Annotated in this window: 20 protein-coding genes and 1 riboswitch; of the genes, 9 read left to right on the forward strand and 11 right to left on the reverse strand. The window is 71.4% G+C overall.

Annotated elements, in window-relative coordinates:
- Positions 1-19: 19 nt before the first annotated feature.
- Complete coding sequence (locus tag ACFWBB_RS17780; protein WP_385272599.1) at positions 20-901, reverse strand: FG-GAP repeat domain-containing protein; 882 nt, start codon at positions 899-901, stop codon at positions 20-22.
- A 70-nt stretch (positions 902-971) separates the two neighbouring features.
- Positions 972-2,141, reverse strand: coding sequence for a steroid 3-ketoacyl-CoA thiolase (locus ACFWBB_RS17785; protein ID WP_385272603.1), 1,170 nt, complete (start codon positions 2,139-2,141; stop codon positions 972-974).
- Between the two features lie 186 nt (positions 2,142-2,327).
- On the opposite strand from ACFWBB_RS17785, the gene ACFWBB_RS17790 reads away from it, so the two are divergent.
- From ACFWBB_RS17790 to ACFWBB_RS17800, 3 genes are read left to right on the forward strand one after another with little or no spacing between them, the layout of a single operon-like run.
- On the forward strand, positions 2,328-3,563 hold the full coding sequence (locus ACFWBB_RS17790; protein ID WP_385272606.1) for a cytochrome P450: 1,236 nt from the start codon (positions 2,328-2,330) through the stop codon (positions 3,561-3,563).
- Between the two features lie 25 nt (positions 3,564-3,588).
- Positions 3,589-3,852, forward strand: a complete 264-nt coding sequence (locus tag ACFWBB_RS17795; RefSeq protein ID WP_334580516.1) for a hypothetical protein — start codon at positions 3,589-3,591, stop codon at positions 3,850-3,852.
- Positions 3,849-4,235: a hypothetical protein gene (locus ACFWBB_RS17800; protein WP_385272610.1), complete on the forward strand. Its 387-nt coding sequence runs from the start codon at positions 3,849-3,851 to the stop codon at positions 4,233-4,235. The genes ACFWBB_RS17795 and ACFWBB_RS17800 overlap by 4 nt, the downstream gene beginning before the upstream one ends.
- Positions 4,236-4,302: 67 nt before the next feature.
- Here the strand turns inward: ACFWBB_RS17800 and ACFWBB_RS17805 are convergent, their stop codons facing one another.
- From ACFWBB_RS17805 to ACFWBB_RS17835, 7 genes are all read right to left on the reverse strand, one after another.
- A complete protein-coding gene (locus tag ACFWBB_RS17805; RefSeq protein WP_385272613.1) occupies positions 4,303-4,986 on the reverse strand; it encodes a YoaK family protein in 684 nt (227 codons plus the stop codon).
- Positions 4,987-5,113: 127 nt separating this feature from the next.
- A complete protein-coding gene (locus ACFWBB_RS17810) occupies positions 5,114-5,530 on the reverse strand; it encodes a transglycosylase SLT domain-containing protein (protein WP_256908198.1) in 417 nt (138 codons plus the stop codon).
- Positions 5,531-5,866: 336 nt separating this feature from the next.
- Positions 5,867-6,703 carry an ECF transporter S component gene (locus ACFWBB_RS17815; RefSeq protein ID WP_385272618.1) on the reverse strand — a complete coding sequence of 279 codons (837 nt, stop codon included), beginning with the start codon at positions 6,701-6,703 and terminating at the stop codon, positions 5,867-5,869.
- A complete protein-coding gene (locus tag ACFWBB_RS17820) occupies positions 6,700-8,601 on the reverse strand; it encodes an ABC transporter ATP-binding protein (protein ID WP_385272621.1) in 1,902 nt (633 codons plus the stop codon). Before ACFWBB_RS17820 ends, ACFWBB_RS17815 begins: the two co-directional genes overlap by 4 nt.
- Positions 8,598-9,776, reverse strand: a complete 1,179-nt coding sequence (locus ACFWBB_RS17825; protein WP_385272624.1) for an energy-coupling factor transporter transmembrane component T — start codon at positions 9,774-9,776, stop codon at positions 8,598-8,600. Before ACFWBB_RS17825 ends, ACFWBB_RS17820 begins: the two co-directional genes overlap by 4 nt.
- On the reverse strand, positions 9,769-10,476 hold the full coding sequence (locus tag ACFWBB_RS17830; RefSeq protein WP_385272627.1) for an SCO2322 family protein: 708 nt from the start codon (positions 10,474-10,476) through the stop codon (positions 9,769-9,771). The genes ACFWBB_RS17825 and ACFWBB_RS17830 overlap by 8 nt, the downstream gene beginning before the upstream one ends.
- The gene (locus ACFWBB_RS17835) at positions 10,473-11,705 is read right to left on the reverse strand and encodes a prenyltransferase/squalene oxidase repeat-containing protein (RefSeq protein WP_385272753.1); all 1,233 of its coding nucleotides are present in this window, start codon (positions 11,703-11,705) and stop codon (positions 10,473-10,475) included. The genes ACFWBB_RS17830 and ACFWBB_RS17835 overlap by 4 nt, the downstream gene beginning before the upstream one ends.
- Before the next feature lie 120 nt (positions 11,706-11,825).
- Positions 11,826-11,935: riboswitch (cobalamin riboswitch) on the reverse strand.
- Positions 11,936-11,990: 55 nt separating this feature from the next.
- On the opposite strand from ACFWBB_RS17835, the gene ACFWBB_RS17840 reads away from it, so the two are divergent.
- Positions 11,991-12,650, forward strand: a complete 660-nt coding sequence (locus ACFWBB_RS17840; RefSeq protein WP_385272630.1) for a phosphotransferase — start codon at positions 11,991-11,993, stop codon at positions 12,648-12,650.
- Here ACFWBB_RS17840 and ACFWBB_RS17845 read toward each other — a convergent pair.
- Positions 12,631-13,719, reverse strand: a complete 1,089-nt coding sequence (locus tag ACFWBB_RS17845) for an MBL fold metallo-hydrolase (protein WP_385272633.1) — start codon at positions 13,717-13,719, stop codon at positions 12,631-12,633. The genes ACFWBB_RS17840 and ACFWBB_RS17845 overlap by 20 nt on opposite strands.
- Positions 13,720-13,814: 95 nt before the next feature.
- Here ACFWBB_RS17845 and ACFWBB_RS17850 point away from each other — a divergent pair, with 95 nt between their 5' ends.
- Positions 13,815-15,272 carry an aldehyde dehydrogenase gene (locus ACFWBB_RS17850; protein ID WP_385272636.1) on the forward strand — a complete coding sequence of 486 codons (1,458 nt, stop codon included), beginning with the start codon at positions 13,815-13,817 and terminating at the stop codon, positions 15,270-15,272.
- A gap of 44 nt (positions 15,273-15,316) precedes the next feature.
- Positions 15,317-15,556: a ferredoxin gene (locus tag ACFWBB_RS17855; protein WP_385272639.1), complete on the forward strand. Its 240-nt coding sequence runs from the start codon at positions 15,317-15,319 to the stop codon at positions 15,554-15,556.
- A gap of 153 nt (positions 15,557-15,709) precedes the next feature.
- Here ACFWBB_RS17855 and ACFWBB_RS17860 read toward each other — a convergent pair whose 3' ends face one another.
- Positions 15,710-16,366: a TetR family transcriptional regulator gene (locus ACFWBB_RS17860; RefSeq protein ID WP_385272642.1), complete on the reverse strand. Its 657-nt coding sequence runs from the start codon at positions 16,364-16,366 to the stop codon at positions 15,710-15,712.
- A 209-nt stretch (positions 16,367-16,575) separates the two neighbouring features.
- Here ACFWBB_RS17860 and ACFWBB_RS17865 point away from each other — a divergent pair, with 209 nt between their 5' ends.
- The 3 genes from ACFWBB_RS17865 to ACFWBB_RS17875 are packed head-to-tail and all read left to right on the forward strand — an operon-like array spanning position 16,576 to position 19,930.
- A complete protein-coding gene (locus tag ACFWBB_RS17865; RefSeq protein WP_385272645.1) occupies positions 16,576-18,051 on the forward strand; it encodes a glycosyltransferase family 4 protein in 1,476 nt (491 codons plus the stop codon).
- Positions 18,045-18,863, forward strand: a complete 819-nt coding sequence (locus tag ACFWBB_RS17870) for a class I SAM-dependent methyltransferase (protein ID WP_385272648.1) — start codon at positions 18,045-18,047, stop codon at positions 18,861-18,863. The genes ACFWBB_RS17865 and ACFWBB_RS17870 overlap by 7 nt, the downstream gene beginning before the upstream one ends.
- Positions 18,860-19,930 carry a prenyltransferase gene (locus ACFWBB_RS17875; protein ID WP_385272651.1) on the forward strand — a complete coding sequence of 357 codons (1,071 nt, stop codon included), beginning with the start codon at positions 18,860-18,862 and terminating at the stop codon, positions 19,928-19,930. Before ACFWBB_RS17870 ends, ACFWBB_RS17875 begins: the two co-directional genes overlap by 4 nt.
- Positions 19,931-19,951: the final 21 nt, after the last annotated feature.

The following is a 19,951-nucleotide window of genomic DNA, read 5'->3' on the forward strand; positions in this document are numbered from 1 at the left end:
CCCGCGGGTGGCTGTGTGATCAGTTGTAGGGGGTGACCAGCTTCATCGGTTCATAGGGGTAGCTGCTGGTGGGAGCGGTCCAGCCTGCGAGGCCACCCGTGAAGGCCCCGTCGACGGCGGACCAGTTCCAGGTCCAGGTCTGGACAGCGGTGTCCTGCTTGCGCAGGGCGGCTAGATCATCGTAGCCATCACCATTGAAGTCGCCGGTGGCCAGCTGGGTCGCTTTGATGTCCCAGCTCTTCTTGCCGTCGAGGGTGACTTTGGCGGAGCCGAACTGGTCCTTGTCGGATACGGCGGTCATGGTGGAGACCCTGTCGCTACCGTCGTCGTAGTCGTACCAGATCATGATGTCGTCGCGCCCGTCGCCGCTGAAGCCACCGGCGTGCGGGGTGGCCTTGTCCCAGTCGAGCGAGCCGGTGTACCACCAGGACGTCGGGTTCCCGAAGCCTCCGGTGACGGCGGCGAGGAACGTGTGGGTGCGGATGGTGTCGTCGCCCTGACCGTAGAAGACGGCGATGTCGTCGCGTCCGTCGCCGTTGAAGTCACCAGTGGTGAACTTGCAGCGACTGCGCAGCCAGGTGCCAGAAGGCGCCGACCAGGACTCGAAGGGGTTGTTGAAGCCGCCACGGACGTTGGCGGTGAGGGTGAACAGCTTGGTGGTGCCGTCGGGGTAGGCGTACCAGATGGCGACGTCGTCGCGGCCGTCACCGTTGAAGTCCCCCGCCTCCGGGGTCATGTAAGTGCCGTGCATGACGTTCTTTCCGACATTCCAGGAGGGGAGCGGCGCGGCGAAGCCGCCACTGGCCTGCCCAAGGAAGGTCAGCATCTCCAGGCTGGTGTCCGGCTTCGGGTGCAGGGCCGCGATGTCGCCGCGTCCGTCGCCGTTGAAGTCGCCGGTCACGAACTTTGCCCGATCCTCACGATCGAGCCCGCCGCGTTCTCGACGTTCCTTGCCTGGACCGGTGGTGGCGCTACAGGCGCTGAATGATCGTCCCCGTTGCCAGTGCGCCGCCCGCGCACATGGTGATCAGGGCGAACTCCTTGTCCGTGCGCTCCAGTTCGTGCAGGGCCGTCGTGATGAGGCGGGCGCCCGTCGCGCCGACGGGGTGGCCGAGGGCTATCGCTCCGCCGTTGACGTTGACTTTCGACAGGTCCTGGTCGAAGACCTTCGTCCAGCTCAACACCACCGACGCGAAGGCCTCGTTGATCTCGACGAGGTCGATGTCCTTCAGGGACATGCCCGCCTTGCCGAGGACGGCTCGGGTCGCGTCGATCGGGCCGTCGAGGTGGAAGTGCGGGTTCGCGCCCACCAACGCCTGGGCGACGATCCTCGCCCTCGGCTTCAACTTCAGGGCGCGAGCCATCCGTTTAGACGCCCACATGATCGCCGCCGCGCCGTCGCTGATCTGGGACGAGTTGCCGGCCGTGTGGATCGCCGTCGGCATGACCGGCTTCAGGCGGGACAGGGCGTCGAGGGAGGTGTCGCGCAGGCCCTCGTCACGGTCCACCAGACGCCACATGCCTTGGCCCGCCGCCTGTTCCTCCTCCGTGGTCGGGACCTGGACGGCGAAGGTCTCGCGTTTGAAGCGTTCCTCCGACCAGGCCGCCGCCGCTCGTTCCTGGGAGAGGAGGCCCAGGCCGTCGACGTCCGCCCGGCTCAACCCCCGGTGGCGCGCGATGCGTTCCGCCGCCTCGAACTGGTTCGGGAGGTCCACGTTCCACTCGTCCGGGAACGGTTTCCCGGGGCCGTGCTTCGAACCCGAGCCGAGGGGGACGCGGGACATCGCTTCCACTCCGCAGCTGATGCCCACGTCGATCACGCCCGCCGCGATCATGTTCGCCGCCATGTGCGAGGCCTGTTGCGAGGAGCCGCACTGGCAGTCGACCGTGGTCGCCGCGGTCTCGTAAGGGAGGCCCATCGTCAGCCATGCTGTCCTGGCCGGGTTCATGGACTGTTCGCCGGCGTGGGTCACCGTGCCGCCGACTATCTGTTCCACGGCGTCGGCGGGGATGCCGGTGCGGCCGAGTAGTTCGCGGTAGGTCTCGCCCAGGAGGTAGGCGGGGTGCAGGTTGGCGAGCGCGCCGCCGCGCTTGCCGATAGGGGTGCGGACTGCTTCCACGATCACGGGTTCGGCGGCCATGGGTGCGGATCCCTTCGGAACTAGTACGTGTTCTAGTTCTTCGCTGTGTGCAGTCTGCTTACGTGATGTGCGTCACCGCAAGGGTCTTGCAGCCTCGAGGGTCCTGAACTACCTTCACGGCAGTCTATTTCTGATGACTCGTCAGATGCCGACGAAGCTGGCATCGTCCGATGGCTGGAGCCGCCGATGCCCTGTCCAGCGCTTCCCGACGGGTTCGACTTCACCGATCCCGACCTGCTGCAACACCATGTGCCCCTACCGGAGTTCGCCGAGCTGCGGGTCGCCGAACCGGTCCGCTGGATCCCGCAGCCGGGCAATGTCGCCGGCTTCCAGGACGAGGGGTACTGGGCGGTGACCCGCCACGCGGACGTGAAATACGTTTCGACCCACCCCGAGATCTTCTCCTCCTACCTCAACACCGCGATCATCCGGTTCAACGAGCACATCGAGCGGGATTCGATCGACGCTCAGCGGTTCATCCTGCTGAACATGGATCCGCCGGAGCACACGCGGGTGCGGCAGATCGTGCAGCGCGGATTCACGCCCCGGGCCATCCGGGCGTTGGAGGAGCGGCTGCGCAACCGGGCCACGGCGATCGTCGAGAGCGCCCGTGCGCAGGACGGTTCCTTCGACTTCGTCACGACCGTCGCCTCGGAGCTGCCCCTCCAGGCCATCGCCGAACTGATCGGCGTACCCCAGGAGGACCGTTCCAAGATCTTCGACTGGTCCAACAAGATGATCGGGTATGACGATCCCGAGTTCGCCATCACCGCGGAGGTGGGGCATCAGTCCGCCGCCGAGATTCTCGCGTACGCCATGAACATGGCCGCCGAGCGGAAGCAGTGCCCCGCTCACGACATCGTCTCGACGCTCGTGGCCGCCGAGAACGAGGGCAACCTCAACTCCGACGAGTTCGGGTTCTTCGTGCTGATGCTGGCCGTGGCCGGGAACGAGACGACCCGGAACGCCACGACCCACGGGATGCACGCCTTCCTCACCCATCCCGAGCAGTGGGAGTTGTACAAGCGCGAGCGGCCCGGCACCGCCGCCGAGGAGATCGTGCGCTGGGCCACGCCCGTCATCGCCTTCCAGCGGACCGCCACCCAGGACACCGAACTCGGCGGGAAGCTGATCAGGAAGGGCGACCGGGTCGGGCTCTTCTACTCCTCCGCCAACCGCGACCCCGAGGTGTTCGAGCGGCCCGACGAGTTCGACGTCACCCGGGATCCGAATCCGCACCTCGGCTTCGGCGGCGGCGGACCTCACTTCTGCCTCGGCAAGTCGCTCGCCGTGCTCGAGATCAACCTCATCTTCAACGCCATCGCCGATGCCCTGCCCGACCTGAGGCTCGTGGGGGACCCGCGTCGGCTGCGGTCCGCCTGGATCAACGGGGTGAAGGAGCTGAGAGTCAGCGCGGAATGAGTATACGTCGACGTATACTCCGGGCATGGCTGACGCAATGATTCGGGTGCCCGCCGAGGTGCGGGACCGCTTGGCGGTGATCGCGGAGTCCCGGGGGACATCTATTCGGACCCTGGTGCAGGATTTCGCGGAGTCGACGCTGACGGAGGAAGAGCGCCGGGAACGGGCGGATCGGACCCGTGCGTATCTGGCGGAGCACTTCGGAGTCGAGGTGGGGGACGAGGAAAGCGCGGCGATGGGGCGCAGGCTCAGGGAGGCGTTCGCCCGGCAGCAGGGTGAGGCGGCGTGATCCTGCACCACCTGATCCTGGACACACCGACTCTGGTGGCGTTGTCGGGCAACCGACAGGTGTCGGCGCTCGTCCATCGGGCCCACTTCGAGACGGAGACCCGTCTGTGGGTCCCGACGCTCTCGGTCCTGGAGGCAGACCGCGAGTATCTCGGGATCGCCGAACACGTCGGGCAGTTGGAGGTGCTGCACACCGTCGATCTGGACTACTCTGCGGCGCTCGCGGTGGCCCAACTGCATCGCGACGGCGTGTCGCCGGGGATCGGTGCGGCGATCCACGCTGCCCGTCATCTGCCCGAGTGGGGTGCGGACGCGCTCGTCGCCACCGTGCATCCGAAAGCGTACGAAGGGCGCGGTGTGCCCGTGCTCGACCTGAATCGCTGAAGCGGGTCGGTGCGAAAGGGGCGGCGGCCCCGGAGGACGTGGGCCGCCGCCTTCTTCGCGCGTCTTCTCACTCCCGGCCGGACGCCGTCAGTGCCAGCACTGCCACGACCACCGCCCCGACCAGCAGCGGGACGGCGATGCCATGGCGGAGTACCAGCCATGCGCCGAGCGTCGCGCCGACGACCATGGCGATCACCGACGCCGTACGCCGGGGGGATCGGGCGCCCGCGCCGCCGCCTGCTCGGGAGTCCGAGGCAAGACCGGTGAGGGTCATCGTCAGGACGGTGGTCGTGAGGTCGGCCACGCCGAGTTTGCGTACGGTCGCGTTGCGCAGGCCCATCGCGAAGGCGGTCAGGGCGATGACCGAGTAGACGGTGACGGGGGCGTGGTCCGGCGCGGCGAAGGCCACCGCGGCCGAGATGGCCACCAGTCCCGCCTCCGCCGCCAGGGTCGCCCTCGTCCATCTGCGGCGAGAGCCGGTTCCAAGGCGACGGGCGACTCGTCCGCCCACCGCCGCGCCCACCAGGAAGCAGCCCAGCGAGGTCGCAGTGTGCGGGACCGAGAAGCCCGGGGCGCCGGCCGCCGCGAAGCCCAGCACGACGACGTTGCCGGTCATGTTGGCGGTGAAGACGTGGCCGAGGCCCAGGTAGCTGACCGCGTCGATCAGGCCGCTGACCACTGTCAGGGCGAGCAGGACGGGGACCAGGGGGGCGCCCCGTGTTTCGGCGGCCTGCGTGGGCTCGGTCGTCATCGGGCCAGTGGATCACGCGAAGGTGAGAACTTCCGAAGGTGAGGAAACGCCGAAGGCGACGGCCCCGGGGATCGGGGGCCGCCGCCTTCGACGGTACGGGGGCGCTTGTTCAGCGCGGTGGGGTGGCTCAGTACCAGCCGTTGGCCTGCCAGAAGTTCCACGCGGCGACCGGGCTGCCGTAGCGGGAGTTCATGTAGTCCAGACCCCACTTGATCTGGGTCTTGGCGTTGCTCTTCCAGTCGGAACCGGCCGAGGCCATCTTGGAGCCGGGCAGGGCCTGGACGAGGCCGTAGGCGCCGGAGGAGGCGTTGGTGGCGCTGACGTTCCAGCCGCTCTCGTGCTTCACGATGTTGGAGAAGGCCTTGTACTGAGCCGCGTTCGGGATCATCTTGTGCGCGATCGCCTGGGCCTGGGAGGCGGAGGAGGTCGTCGCGGCGTGGGCGGGGGCTGCGGACAGCGCCATACCCGCGGTGGCGGCGGCCACGGCGATGCCGGTGAGGGCCTTCTTCGGGGAAGCGATGCGACGGATGACGGAGACGGACACGGAGAACCTTTTCCTTCGGGGACGATTGCGGTCGCTTGCATGCCGGAGTCACGCGGTGCGTGGGCCGCACCGTGTGGTTGCGGTGGGTGGCTGCATGCCGCGGCGCCGAGGCCCGTGGGCTCGTCGGCACCGTGCGACGTCATCCAGAGAAACAGGATCGGGGCCCGTCCGCAATGACCCCTTTTGCTAGTTGTGGTCGTACTCGGGGGGTCGACGCTTCATGTGAGCTGGCTCTCAATGCCCAGGTCAGGGCACGTTATGGCATGGGCATGGCGTCCCATTTGTCCGACTAGGTCAGGTAGTAGGTGATGTGAGTCATGTGGGGTGGTTCACCGGTCAACGGCCCTTCGGAGCCTGCTCCGGGGCCTCGAATGTGACCGCGGTCTCGAAGGCCGCGCGCCGGGTGGCTCTGCGTAGCGCCCTGAGCACGGCCGGGCCGAGGGTGAGGGTCAGCAGGACCGTGACCACGGCCCTGCCCAGGTCCCAGCCCAGCGAGGTCGCCACGCAGTACGCGGCGAAGCGGGCCAGGTTCGCGGGGACCGTCCCGTCCGGGTCGAAGGCGACACCCGAGGCCAGCGCGCCCATGAACGGCCACCCGGCCATGTTCATCGCCGTGCCGTAGGCGAAGGCGGCCACGAAACCGTAGGCCGCGAGCAGCGCGAGTTCCGTACGGCCACGGAGCCGGTCGGCGCCCGGCAGCAGCCCCGCGCCCATCGTGAACCAGCCCATCGCCAGCATCTGGAACGGCATCCACGGGCCCACCCCGCCCGTCAGCAGCGCGGACGCGAACATCGTCACCGAGCCGAGGACGAAGCCGAAGCCCGGGCCGAGCACCCGGCCGCTCAGCACCATCAGGAAGAACATCGGCTCGATGCCCGCAGTCCCCGCGCCGATCGGACGCAGGGCCGCGCCCGTCGCCGCCAGCACGCCCAGCATCGCCACCGCCTTCGCGCCGAGACCCGACTCGGAGATCGTCGCCGCCACGACCGCGACCAGCAGCACCAGCAGGCCCGCGAACAGCCAGGGGGCGTCCTGGGCGTGCGCGTTCAGCGCGGAGGTGGGCGGGGCGAGGAAAGGCCAGCCGAACGCGATCACGCCGACCGTGCTGACCAGCGCCAACGCGGCGAGCGAACGGGGACCCAGAGGTACGGGACGCCGTCTGGGCATCGTCATCGCAGCGCCTCCCGCAACGCCTCACGCACCTGCGCGACCGTGAGCCACTCCTGCGGGGCGAGGATCTTCGTCACCTGCGGGGCGAAGGAGGGGGAGGAGACCACCACCTCCGCCGTCGGGCCGTCGGCGATCACCTCGCCCTCCGCGAGCAGCACCACCCGGTGGGCCAGTTCCGCGGCCAGCTCCACATCGTGGGTGGCCAGGACGATCGCGTGCCCGGCGGCGGCAAGACCACGCAGGACGGCCACCAGACGCGCCTTCGCCGCGTAGTCCAGGCCCCGGGTCGGCTCGTCCAGGAGGAGGAGCGGCGGGCGGGCGGTGAGGACGACGGCCAGCGCGAGGGTCAGGCGCTGACCTTCGGAGAGGTCACGGGGGTGGGTGTCGTCCGTGATGCCGGGGAGGAGATCCGAGACCAGGGTGCGGCAGCTGCCGGGGGCGGCTCCCGCGTCCCGGTCGGCGGCCGCGCACTCGGCGGCGACCGTGTCGGCGTACAGCAGGTCGCGCGGCTCCTGCGGGACCAGCCCGACGCGGCGGACCAGGTCCCGGGGCGGGGTGCGGTGCGGCACGAGCCCGCCCACGTGGACCGTTCCCGCCGACGGCTCGACGAGGCCCACGAAGGTGTTGAGCAGCGTCGACTTTCCGGCGCCGTTGCGGCCCATGAGGGCGACGGTCTCGCCGGGCCCGACAGCGAGGTCCACGTCACGCAGTGCCTGGACGCGGGACCGGCGGACGGAGAGGGAGCGGGCTTCGGCGGGGAAGGCCGGGGCCGCGGGTGCGGACGTGGGTCGGCTCCTGCGGAAGCCCGCGAAGCGCGATCGGGGCGGCTCGGGCGCTGACGGAAGAGATCGGTCCGGATGATCCGAGTGATCTGGATGATTTGGATGATCCGAGTGATCCGAGTGATCCGGCTCCGGCGCGGAGGGGTTGTGCCGGGCGCCCGGGACAGGGAGGGGCAGGGGGGCTGCCTCCTGTGTGGCCACTGGTTCGAGCGGCGCTGCGGCCTGTGGCCGGGCCCCCTGTCCGGGCAGGGACGCGACGGTCACCGGGAGCCCGAGGCCCCTCGCCTCTCGGGTGGCTTCCCGTCCCGCCAGCCGCTCCCGCAGGTCGGCGGCGCGCCGTCGGGCGTCCCGCACGGTCAGTGGCAGCGGGGACCAGCCCGCCAGCCGGCCCAGGTCCACCACCGGCGGGAACACCGGGGACACGGCCATGACGTCCGCCGGGGTACCGAGGAGCGGGGCCGCTCCGGGGGAGGGCAGCAGGGCGACCTGGTCGGCGTACTGCAGGACGCGTTCCAGGCGGTGTTCGGCCAGCAGCACCGTCGTACCGAGGTCGTGGACGAGGCGGAGCAGCACGGCGAGGACCTCCTCGGCGGCCGCCGGGTCGAGCGCGGAGGTCGGCTCGTCCAGGACGAGGACCCGCGGGTGCGGGGTGAGGACCGAGCCGATCGCGACCCGCTGCTGCTGGCCGCCGGAGAGGGTGGCGATGGGGCGGTCGCGCAGGGCGGCCAGGCCCAGCAGGTCGAGGGTCTCCTCGACGCGGCGGCGCATCACCTCCGGCGACAGGCCCAACGACTCCATGCCGTAGGCGAGTTCTTCCTCGACCGTGTCCGTCACGAAGTGCGAGAGCGGATCCTGCCCCACCGTCCCCACGACGTCGGCGAGTTCACGCGGCTTGTGGGTGCGGGTGTCGCGGCCGTCGACCGTGACGCGGCCGCGCAGGGTGCCGCCGGTGAAGTGCGGGACGAGACCCGACACCGTGCCGAGCAGCGTCGACTTGCCGACGCCGGACGGGCCCGCGAGGAGCACGAGTTCGCCCTCCGGGACCGTGAGGTCGACGTCCTGGATGACGGGTTCGGCGGCGCCGTCGTACGTCACGGAGACGTTCTCGAAGCGGATCACGACGGCTCCTTGGGATCGGCCGGCGGGCTCGGTGGGTTCAGCGGGATCGGTGGGTTCAGTGGGCTCGGTGGGTTCAGTGGGCTCGGCCGGCTCGACGGGCTTTCGGGGGCGAGGAACGCGGGCAGCAGACCGAGGAGTACGGCCGCCGCGGGCCAGAGCGGGAGGGCGGGGGCGGTGAGGGGGACCACTCCGGGGTGCAGGGCCGCCGGGCCGGCGGACGCGGCGAGCGTGAGGAGGGCCGCGACCGCGATGCCGGAGGCGGCGACCAGACAGGCCCGCGGGGTCCAGCGGTCCGGGCGGTAACGGGTACGCGGCGAACGGCGGCCGCCCAGCCGCAGCCCGGCCAGGGCCCCGACGACTCCGGCGAGCAGCACCGGCAGGCCGTACGTGCCGCCCGCCGCGGTGAGCAGGCCGTACGTTCCCGCGCAGACGCCGAGCAGACCGCCGAGCGTGAGGACGGCGGTCGTCCGGCGGACGGGGGCGGGGACGTCGGCGGTACGGCCGTAGCCGCGGGCGTCCATCGCCGCGGCCAGGGCCACGGAGCGTTCCAGAGCACCTTCCAGGACCGGCAGACCCACCTGGAGCAGGCCGCGCAACCCCGTGTCGGGGCGGCCCCGCAGACGGCGGGCGGCGCGCAGCCGGTGGACGTCCGCGATCAGGTTCGGGGCGAAGGTGAGGGCCACGACCACCGCCACACCGGTCTCGTACAGGGCGCCCGGGAGTGTCTTGAGGAGGCGGGAGGGGCTGGCCAGGGCGTTGGCGGCGCCCACGCAGACGAGCAGGGTGGCCAGTTTCAGGCCGTCGTAGAACGCGAAGAGCAGGCCCTCGGCCGTGACCGCGCCACCGAGCCGGATGCCCTGCGCCCAGTGGGGGAGCGGGACTTCGGGGAGCGTGACGAGCACGTGCGTCCCCGGGATCGGGGAGCCCAGGGCCACGACGAAGACAAGACGGATGACGAGGACGGCGAGGGCGAGCTTGAGGAACGCGGAGTAGGAGCGGGACCAGGGGGTGTCGGGGCGGCAGGTGGTGACGACGTACGCCGACACGGTGAGCAGGAGACCGAGGAGGAGCGGGTTGGTGGTGCGGGTGGCGGCGGTGCCCAGGCCGAGGGCCCAGAACCACCAGGCGGCGGGGTGCAGCGGGGAGTGCCGTGCGCGGGGGCGGCGGTCAGCCATTCCCGCGCGGTCCTCGCCGCCGGGCCTGCCACACCGCCGCCGCGCCCAGTACCGCCACGGCCGCCGCGCCGGCGTACAGGCCCACGGACGGCCCGCCGTCCGCTTCCGTCTCCGGTCCCGGCTTCGCGGCGGACGTCGGCTCGTCCTTGTCCGACGCCTGCCCCGACGCCTGCCCCGACGCCTGCCCGGACGCAGGTCCGGACACCTGCTCGCCGCAGCCCGTCCGCGGGTACCCCGCGATCGCGCACAACAGGGCGTTCGTGTCGTAGCGCAGGGGTTTGGCGACCGCGGCCAGGGCCTCGGCCGTCGTCGCGTCGGGGGAGACCCGGGCGCAGGCCGTGCGGGGCGACGGCGGGGCCTCGCCGCTCGGGGCGTCCGCCGCCGTGCCGAAGTCGATGACCAGGGCCAGCCGCTTCGTGCCGTCCCGCGCGGGTGTCTTCGCGCAGATCGCGGCGAAGGAGGCCGCGCCGCGCGGCCGCGACGCGTCCTGGGAGTCCGCGCTCACCGCGAACCGGAAGCCCTGGACGTCGCCGTCGGCGGGGCGGGCGGTGGAGGGGCCCTGGGTGGCGTACGTCCAGTGGTCACCGGCACGGTCCCAGAAGGACCAGTAGCGGTAACCGGCCGCCTCGGCCGACTGAACCGTGCCGGTCAGGGTCAGCAGCAGCGTTGCGAGGACGAGGGCGGCGGACCGTCGCGTCACGGCTGCCGCTGCTTCCGGCCGCGGCCGCTGATCAGGAACCCGATGCCGATACCGGCGACCAGGAAGACGCCGACGATCCACCAGACGCCGTAACCGGAACCCGAGTCGTCCTTGTCCTGGGACTCGGCGGCCCGGTCGGTGGCCTTGGTCGTGGCCTGCGGGGCCGGCCCCGTCGCGTTGAGCTGGGCGACCAGGTCGGCGCCGCCGAAGTGGCGGGGGTCGGCACCCATCGCGTGGGCCGCGAAGACGAGTTGGGCATAGGCGGCGGGGCCGCTCTGCTTCGCCCAGGCCGCGGAGCTCTCCTCGAGCCAGGCGAGCGGCTTCTTCGCCTGCTCGGTCCACCCCTGCGCGGCGAGGGCGACGACGGCGTCGGCGGTGTTGCCGTAGTCGGGCTGGTCCTCGGCGCCGGGGAGGGCGGACTTCAGGTAGCCGGTGTCGCGGACCGACTCGGCGAGGTAGCCCGCGCCGTTGCGCGCGAGCCCGCCCGGGGTGCGCGCGGCGGCGGGGTCACACGTGTGGTCCGCCGACGTCTTGCCGGCCGTCGTCACGAACCCCTTGCCGAGCACGCCGAGCACGCCAGCCGCCGTCGCGTCCGCGTTTGCCGCCAGGGCACCCTTCTTGTCCGGCTGGTAGGCGAACGCGCCGCCGCCGGTCTCGTCGCACGGAAGGGAAAGCTTCACGAGGGCGTCGTACGCCGACTTCCCGGCCTTCTTCACCGCCGCGGGCTGGTGTCCGGCCGCCGCCATCGCCCCCGCCACCACCGAGGTCGAGTTGGCGTCGCTGGCCCCGCCGCCGGTGTAGCCCCAGCCGCCGTCGGCGTTCTGGACGGACTTCAGCCAGGTGACCGCCTTCTCCGTCTCGGCCTCGTGGCCGCCGAGCGCGGCCAGTGCCTGGACGGCCGACGCCGTGCTGTTGGTGTCCACCATCAGCTTGGCGTCGCACGGCTTGGCGGTGTCCGCGCGGAAGGCGGCGAACGCGCCGTTCGCGCACTGCTGCCCGGTCAGCCAGGCCACGGCCCGGTCGGCGGGGGTGACGCCCGTGGTCCGCTGCGCGAGCAGGGCCAGCGACTGGCGCCAGACGCCGTCGTACGTCGGATCGGCGGTGCCGTACAGCCCGTCGGGTATCGCCACCGACGGGGCGGGGGACGGGGTGGCTGCGGCGGCGGGGACGGCGGCACCCAGCACGACGGTGGCGGCGGCCAGGGTCGCGGCGCTGCGGCGGATGTTCATGATCGGCGGGTGCCTCTCCCGGTCGGGGAGGTCGGGCAGCCGGGCAGCACGGGACATCCCGGCGGCTCGGCTCCGTGACCTCGACGGTGCCGTGCGACGGCGGGCTTGCTGACGCACGTGAGCCGGTCACAGCCCCGTACCGGGCGATCCGGCTGTCACGGTTGCGGGTCAGCGCCGGAATTGCACCGGCTTTCCCCCGTACGGGCGTGATGACGACGCGGCCACTCTACCGGCAGGTAAGGAAGCGCCTGAGGGGTGGCTGTGCGCCGGAGTAGGTTCATGTTCATGTCAGTGACGGGGCGACTGCTCGGCTCGGGGCGCACGGCGGACGTGTACGAGATCGACGAGGCGTGGGTGCTGCGGCGCGACCGGGAGGGCCGGGAGGACTCGGCCGCCCTCGGGGCGGTGATGGCCCACGTGCGCGCACACGGCTATCCCGCGCCCGCCGTGCGGCCCACGGGCTCGCGCGGCGACCTGGTCATGGAACGGCTGGACGGCCCGACGATGCTCCAGGCGTTCACCGCGGGCACGCTGGGCCCCGAGGAGGCGGGGGCCGTCCTCGCCCGGCTGCTGCGCGAGCTGCACGCCCTGCCGGGACGGGTGTCGGCCGGCGCCCGCATCCTGCACCTCGACCTCCACCCGGACAACGTGATCCTCACGCCCGACGGCCCCCGGGTCATCGACTGGGGCAACGCGGAGGAGGGTGAACCGGGGCTCGACTGGGGTATGTCCGCGGTGATCCTCGCCCAGGTCGCCGTCTCGGCCCAGCCGATCGCCGACCCGGCCCGCGCGATGCTGACCGCGCTGCTCGCCGACCCCTCCGCCCTCACCGAGGGGGGTCTGTCGGAGGCCCTGCGGCGGCGCGCGGCCAACCCGACGATGAGCCGGGAGGAGACGGAACTTCTCGGCCCGGCCGCCGAGTTGATCAGATCACTGACGGGCTAGGAGCCCTCCCGTCGGCGGGCTGCACCGTCACGTACGTCACCGGCTCGCTGCCCGTCACCGCCTCCGCCCGCCCCTGTTTCACCAGGTGCCGCAGATGTGCCTCGGCCTCCGAGACCGCGATGTTCCGTGAGCCGTGGGCGATCCGCTCCCACGGCCGGTTCCACTCCATGCGTTCCGCGAGCTGCCAGGGGGTGAGGGGAGTGGCGAGCAGGGTGAGGAGGCCGGTGAGCCGGTCCTCGTGGTGGGTGAGCAACTCCCGTACCCGGGATGGGGCGTCGGTGAAGGTGTGCTGGTGTGCCGGGAGGATCTCGGCGGGGGCGAGCCGGCCGACCCGTTCGAGGGAGTCCAGGTAGTCGCCGAGGGGGTCGGTGACGGTGGCGTCGTCGGGATCCTCGTACAGACCGATGTGCGGGGTGATCTCCGGCAGCAGATGGTCGCCCGAGAACAGGCGTCCATGTCCCGGGAGTTGTGAGGGGTGGTCCTCCTCCAGGTGGAGGCAGACATGGCCGGGGGTGTGGCCCGGGGTCCAGATCGCGCGCAGGCGGCGGCCGGGGAGGTCGAGGAACTCGCCGGGGACGATCTCACGGTCGGGTAGGGCGGGCGCCAGGCCCGGGAAGGCGCGCCGGCGGGCGGGCGGCCTGCGGAGCGGGGCGATGTGCTCCTCCGGCGCGCCGGCCGCCGTGAGCTTGGCCGCCATGTACGTGTACCAGCGCTCGGGGCGCGTCTCCCGGGTCCGCCGCACGATCGAGGCGTCCGCCGAGTGCATCGCCACCCACGCCCCGGAGGCGTCCCGCACCTGGCCGGACAGTCCGTGGTGGTCGGGATGGTGGTGGGTGATCACGACGCCGTGCAGTTCCGCGACGGAGACGCCGCACGCGCCCAGTCCGGCGGTCAGGGCGTCCCAGGACGCCGGGTCGTCCCACCCCGTGTCGATCAGGACCGGCCCGCGCTCGGTCTCGACGACGTACACCAGGGTGTGGCCCAACGGGTTGTCCGGAATGGGCACCCGCAGGGAGCGGACGCCGCCGCCATGGTCGTACGTGGTGGGTTCGCTCGGACTGCTCTTCATCTGCCCTCCGTCACACGGCCATTGCCCACTATAACTAGAACTGGTATCAGTTCCTGAAACACCGTCAGAAACGTAGACGAAGGCAGGCAGTGGCCATGGCCGAGCTCGTGGAACACGGACAGCTGTTCATCGGCGGGGAATTGATGGACCCCCTGGGCAAGGACGTCATAGAGGTGGTCTCGCCGCACACCGAGGAGGTCATCGGGCGGGTGCCGCACGCGTCGACGGCCGACGTGGACCGGGCGGTCGCCGTGGCGCGGCGGGCCTTCGACGAGGGGCCCTGGCCCCGGCTGTCGCTCGACGAGCGGATCGCCGTCGTGACCCGCATCAAGGACGGCATCGCGCTCCGTCACGAGGAGATCGCCCGGGTGATCTCCTCGGAGAACGGCTCCCCGTACTCCTGGAGCGTCCTCGCGCAGGCCCTCGGCGCGATGATGGTGTGGGACGCGGCGATCACCGTCGCGCGCGGCTTCACCTACGAGGAGCGGCGCGACGGCGTGCTCGGGAAGATCCTCGTGCGGCGCGAGCCCGTGGGGGTGGTCGCGGCCGTCGTCCCCTGGAACGTCCCGCAGTTCGTCGCCGCCGCCAAGCTCGCGCCCGCGCTGCTCACCGGCTGCACGGTGGTGCTGAAGCCGTCGCCCGAGTCGCCGCTGGACGCGTATCTGCTGGCCGAGATCGCGCGGGAGGCCGGGCTGCCGGAGGGCGTGCTGTCGATCCTGCCGGCGGACCGGGAGGTGAGCGAGTACATGGTCGGGCATCCGGGAGTCGACAAGGTCTCGTTCACGGGCTCCGTCGCGGCCGGCAGGCGGGTCATGGAGGTTGCGTCGCGGAACCTGACGCGCGTGACCCTGGAGCTCGGCGGCAAGTCGGCGGCGGTCGTGCTGCCCGACGCGGACATCACCACGGCCGTCCCCGGGATCGTCTCGGCCGCCTTCATGAACAACGGGCAGGCCTGCGTGGCCCAGACCCGCATACTCCTTCCCCGCTCGCGTTACGACGAGTTCGCGGACGCCTTCGCGGCGGCGGCGGCCGCGCTGATCGTGGGCGATCCGCTGGACCCGGCGACCCAGGTCGGTCCGCTGGTCGCGCGGCGCCAGCAGCGCAGGAACCTCGACTACATCCGGATCGGGCAGGAGGAGGGCGCCAAGATCCTCACGGGCGGGGCGCGTCCGGCGGGTCTGGAGCGTGGCTGGTACGTGGAACCGACCCTGTTCGGCGACGTCGACAACTCCATGCGGATCGCCCGCGAGGAGATCTTCGGCCCGGTGATCTGTCTCCTGCCCTACGGCGACGAGGCCGAGGCGCTGAAGATCGCGAACGACTCCGACTACGGGCTCAGCGGCAGCGTGTGGACGGCCGACGTCGAGCACGGCATCGAGGTCGCGCGGCAGGTCCGTACCGGGACGTACTCGGTGAACACCTTCAGCCTGGACATGCTCGGTCCGTTCGGCGGCTACAAGAACTCCGGGCTGGGGCGGGAGTTCGGGCCCGAGGGGTTCGGCGAGTACCTCGAGCACAAGATGATCCACCTGCCGGCGGGATGGGAGGGGTGAAGGGGGTAGGGATACCTCCCGCGCCGGCCGGTTCGGGTTCGGGCGTGGGGGCGGGGGACCGGTGGCGCGTCGAGGTGGACCGGTCGCTGTGCATCGGATCCGCCCAGTGCATCCACCATGCGCCCGACGGCTTCCGGCTCGACACCGCGCGCCAGTCCCATCCGGTCGCCCCGGACACGGACGCCAACGAGCGGGTGCTGGAGGCGGCGGAGAGCTGCCCGGTGGAGGCGATCATGATCACGCTGGCCGGCAGCGGGGAGGCGGTGTTCCCGCCGGAGGAATGAGCGAGGGGAGCGGAGCGGCGAGCGGAGAGGGGAGCGAAGGGGGCGGAGAGGGGAGCGAAGGAAGAGCGAAGGAAGGTCGCGCGCGGGACGGGGGCTGAAGGGGTGGCCCTCGCCGCCCGCGGGTCCTGTCCCGTGGGTCCTGCCGCGTGGGTTCTATTCGTGTGTCCGGGGATCCGTCACGTCGATCAGTCGGCACACCGTCTCGATGTCGATGCGCACCTGGGCGATGGACGCGCGGCCCGACAGCCAGGTGATGAGTGCCGAGTGCCAGGTGTGCTCGATGACGCGGACCGCGGACAGCTGCTCGGGGGTGGGATCGGTCAGGCCCATCGAGTCGAGGATGATCGCCGTCGTCTGACGGGAGACCTGGTCGACCTCCGGGGAGACGCTGCGGTCGGCGAAGGTGAGGGCGCGGACCATCGCGTCCGCCAGATGCGGCTCGCGCTGGAGGGCACGGAAGGCGCGCATCAGCGTCTCCGCCACACGGTCCGCCGCCCGCTCGCCCGTCGGGGGCTTCTTCCGCAGCGTGCCGTGCATGTGCTCCAACTGGTCCTGCATCGTGGCGACCAGGAGATGCACCTTGGAGGGGAAGTAGCGGTAGAGCGTGCCCAGGGCCACCTGCGAGACCTCCGCGACCTCCCGCATCTGCACCGCGTCGAAACCGCCCCGGCAGGCCAACTGCGCGCTCGCGTGCAGGATCCGGCGGCGGCGCGCCTCCTGCCGCTCGGTGAGCGGGGAGGACGGAGGTCCCCCCGCGCGAGCGGAGCCGAGATGGGGGGATGGGTGCTGGGTGCTGGCTTCCGCAGACATGGGTCCCGTTCCGTGACAGTCGGTGAGGCTCAGTTGGCACACAGCTCGACGGGGTGGTCGGCCGTGGCGTGAATCACCTGATCCACTGCTCACAGCTCTCGTACCTGCCGGTAGATTCAGAGCCTCCCGAACGATCAAGTCTGAAACTTGTTCTAGATTAGCGTCCCGTCGTAGTCTCGCGGGACAATGCAGGCAGAAGGGGGCCCGGAGTGACCGCTGAGGCCAGTCAGGCAGGGTCCCGGCACGACCTCGCTGCCGACGGCAGGCGACCGCTCAACATCGCGCTCCTCACCTATAAGGGGAACCCGTTCTGCGGGGGGCAGGGTGTCTATGTCCGGCACCTCTCGCGTGAGCTCGTCCGCCTCGGCCACCGCGTCGAGGTGATCGGCTCCCAGCCCTATCCGGTGCTGGACCCGGGCCACGGCGACGACCGCCTCTCCCTCACCGAGCTGCCCAGCCTCGACCTCTACCGTCAGCCGGATCCTTTCCGCACCCCCGGGCGCGGCGAGTACCGCGACTGGATCGACGCCCTCGAGGTGGCCACGATGTGGACCGGCGGCTTCCCCGAGCCGCTGACGTTCTCACTGCGGGCCCGCCGTCATCTGCGCGCGCGCAGCGGTGAGTTCGACGTCGTGCACGACAACCAGACGCTCGGATACGGGTTGTTGGGCGACATCGGCGCGCCTCTCGTCACCACCATTCACCATCCCATCACCGTCGACCGGCAGTTGGAGCTGGACGCCGCCGAGGGACGCCGGCGCCGGTACTCCGTGCGCCGCTGGTACGCCTTCACCCGCATGCAGAAGCGGGTCGCGCGCCGGCTGCCGTCCGTGCTCACCGTCTCCGGCACCTCCCGCCAGGAGATAGCCGACCACCTCGGCGTCCGCGACGACCGCATACACGTCGTACACATCGGCGCCGACACCGACCTGTTCTCGCCGGATCCGGCCGTGGCCGTCGTGCCGGGCCGGATCGTGACGACATCCAGCGCGGACGTCCCGCTCAAGGGCCTGGTCTTCCTCGTCGAGGCGCTGGCCAAGGTGCGCACCGAGCACCCGCACGCCCACCTCGTCGTCGTGGGCAAGCGCCCGCAGGAGGGGCCGGTCGCCCAGGCGATCGAGCGGTACGGCCTCGAGGGCGCCGTCGAGTTCGTCAAGGGCATCTCCGACGCCGAACTGGTCGACCTGGTGCGCTCGGCGGAGGTCGCCTGCGTGCCGTCGCTCTACGAGGGCTTCTCCCTGCCGGCCGCCGAGGCCATGGCCACGGGCACCCCGCTGCTCGCCACGACCGGCGGGGCGATCCCCGAGGTGGCCGGGCGCGACGGGGAGACCTGCCTGGCCGTACCCCCGGGCGACTCCGGAGCGCTGGCCGCGGGTCTCGGACGGCTCCTCGGCGACCCGGAACTGCGGGCGCGGCTCGGCGCTGCCGGGCGGCAACGGGTGCTCCAGCGGTTCACCTGGGCGCGGGCCGCCGAGGGGACCGTGGCCCGGTACCGCGAGGCGATGGCCGACGGCGGCCGCCCACGCGTCGCCGAGGCTTCCGCGGCCCCCGCCGCCCCCGAACCCGTCGAGTCCATCGAGTCCGCCAGGGCCGGGGCCGCTGTCGAGTCCGCCGGGGCCGGGGCCGGCATCGACGCCGTATCCGAAGCATCCGATCGCGATCGCGAAAGCAGGGCCACGTGCTGACCGTCGACTTCTCCCGGTTCCCGCTCGCGCCGGGCGACCGGGTCCTGGACCTGGGCTGCGGGGCCGGCCGGCACGCCTTCGAGTGCTACCGGCGAGGCGCGCAGGTCGTGGCCCTCGACCAGAACGCCGAGGAGATACGCGAGGTCGCCAAGTGGTTCGCGGCGATGAAGGAGGCCGGTGAGGCCCCCGAGGGCGCCACCGCGACCGCCATGGAGGGTGACGCGCTCGCCCTGCCCTTCCCCGACGAGTCCTTCGACGTCGTCATCATCTCCGAGGTCATGGAGCACATCCCGGACGACAAGGGCGTCCTCGCGGAGATGGTGCGCGTACTCAGGCCGGGCGGCCGCATCGCGATCACCGTCCCGCGCTACGGCCCCGAGAAGGTCTGCTGGACCCTCTCCGACGCCTACCACGAGGTCGAGGGCGGCCACATCCGCATCTACAAGGCGGACGAACTGCTCGCGAAGATCCGCGAGGCGGGCCTGAAGCCGTACGGCACCCACCACGCCCACGCACTGCACTCGCCGTACTGGTGGCTGAAGTGCGCGTTCGGCGTCGACAACGACAAGGCGCTGCCGGTGCGGGCGTACCACAAGCTGCTGGTCTGGGACATCATGAAGAAGCCGCTGATCACCCGGGTCGCCGAGCAGACACTGAACCCGCTCGTCGGCAAGAGCTTCGTGGCGTACGCGACCAAGCCGCACCTGCCGCGACTCTCCGAGCAGACCGAGCAGACCGAGCAGACCGACAACAAGACCGAGCAGACCGACAAGGCCGAGCAGGCCGAGAAGACCGGGGCGGGCGCCGAGTGACCACCCCTCGGACAGAACACCTCGTCCTGCCCGGGGTCCTCACCGCCGAGCAGGCCGCCGAGACCGTCGCCGGTATCCTCGCGGTGCAGCGGGAGGACGGCGCGATCCCCTGGTTCCGGGGCCACCACCTCGACCCGTGGGACCACACCGAGGCCGCGATGGCGCTGGACGCGGCGGGCGAACACGAGGCCGCCGCGCGGGCGTACACCTGGCTGGCCCGGCACCAGAACGACGACGGCTCCTGGTTCGCGGCCTACGCGGACGGTGCCTTCGACGACGTCACCGACCGCGGGCGCGAGACCAACTTCGTCGCCTACATAGCCGTGGGCGTCTGGCACCACTACCTGTCCACCGGTGACGACACCTTCCTGGACGGCATGTGGCCGACCGTCTACGCGGCGGTCGAGTACGTGCTGCGGCTCCAGCAGCCCGGTGGCCAGATCGGCTGGCGGCGCGACGACGACGGCACCCCCACCGCCGACGCGCTGCTCACCGGTTCCTCCTCCGTCCACCAGGCGCTGCGCTGCGCGCTGGCCATCGCCGACCAGCGCGAAGAGGCCCAGCCCGACTGGGAGTTGGCGGCGGGAGCGCTGCGGCACGCGATACGACGCCATCCCGAGCGGTTCCTCGACAAGGACCGTTACTCGATGGACTGGTACTACCCGGTGCTGGGTGGCGCGTTGACCGGCGCGGAGGCCAAGTCCCGTATCGAGGGCGACTGGGAGCGGTTCGTGGTCCCGGGGCTCGGAGTGCGGTGCGTCGACCCCAATCCGTGGGTGACCGGGGGCGAGTCGGCCGAACTCGCCCTCGCGCTTTGGGCGATGGGCGAGTCCGACCGGGCGGTGGAGATCCTTCAGTCGATCCAGCACCTGCGCGACGCGGAGTCGGGCCTGTACTGGACCGGGTTCGTGTTCGAGGACGAGGCGATCTGGCCTCGCGAGCTGACCACCTGGACCGCGGGATCACTGCTGCTCGCCGTCGCGGCCCTCGGTGGTCACGAGGCCACCTGCGTCGTGTTCGGCGGGGAGCGGCTGCCCTCCGGACTGGAAGTGGACTGCTGCGCCTGACCCGTTTCGCGGTACGGGTTC

The sequence above is a fragment of the Streptomyces sp. NPDC060000 genome, assembly GCF_042737375.1.
Taxonomy (GTDB): domain Bacteria; phylum Actinomycetota; class Actinomycetes; order Streptomycetales; family Streptomycetaceae; genus Streptomyces.

Bases quoted from the DNA above. Each gene is read 5' to 3' on its own strand.
- ACFWBB_RS17835 (WP_385272753.1), bottom strand. From the start codon at position 11,705: ATGAACATCCGCCGCAGCGCCGCGACCCTGGCCGCCGCCACCGTCGTG.
- ACFWBB_RS17840 (WP_385272630.1), top strand. From the start codon at position 11,991: ATGTCAGTGACGGGGCGACTGCTCGGCTCGGGGCGCACGGCGGACGTG.
- ACFWBB_RS17785 (WP_385272603.1), bottom strand. From the start codon at position 2,141: ATGGCCGCCGAACCCGTGATCGTGGAAGCAGTCCGCACCCCTATCGGC.
- ACFWBB_RS17795 (WP_334580516.1), top strand. From the start codon at position 3,589: ATGGCTGACGCAATGATTCGGGTGCCCGCCGAGGTGCGGGACCGCTTG.
- ACFWBB_RS17860 (WP_385272642.1), bottom strand. From the start codon at position 16,366: ATGTCTGCGGAAGCCAGCACCCAGCACCCATCCCCCCATCTCGGCTCC.
- ACFWBB_RS17805 (WP_385272613.1), bottom strand. From the start codon at position 4,986: ATGACGACCGAGCCCACGCAGGCCGCCGAAACACGGGGCGCCCCCCTG.
- ACFWBB_RS17815 (WP_385272618.1), bottom strand. From the start codon at position 6,703: ATGACGATGCCCAGACGGCGTCCCGTACCTCTGGGTCCCCGTTCGCTC.
- ACFWBB_RS17790 (WP_385272606.1), top strand. From the start codon at position 2,328: ATGCCCTGTCCAGCGCTTCCCGACGGGTTCGACTTCACCGATCCCGAC.
- ACFWBB_RS17850 (WP_385272636.1), top strand. From the start codon at position 13,815: ATGGCCGAGCTCGTGGAACACGGACAGCTGTTCATCGGCGGGGAATTG.
- ACFWBB_RS17825 (WP_385272624.1), bottom strand. From the start codon at position 9,776: ATGGCTGACCGCCGCCCCCGCGCACGGCACTCCCCGCTGCACCCCGCC.
- ACFWBB_RS17845 (WP_385272633.1), bottom strand. From the start codon at position 13,719: ATGAAGAGCAGTCCGAGCGAACCCACCACGTACGACCATGGCGGCGGC.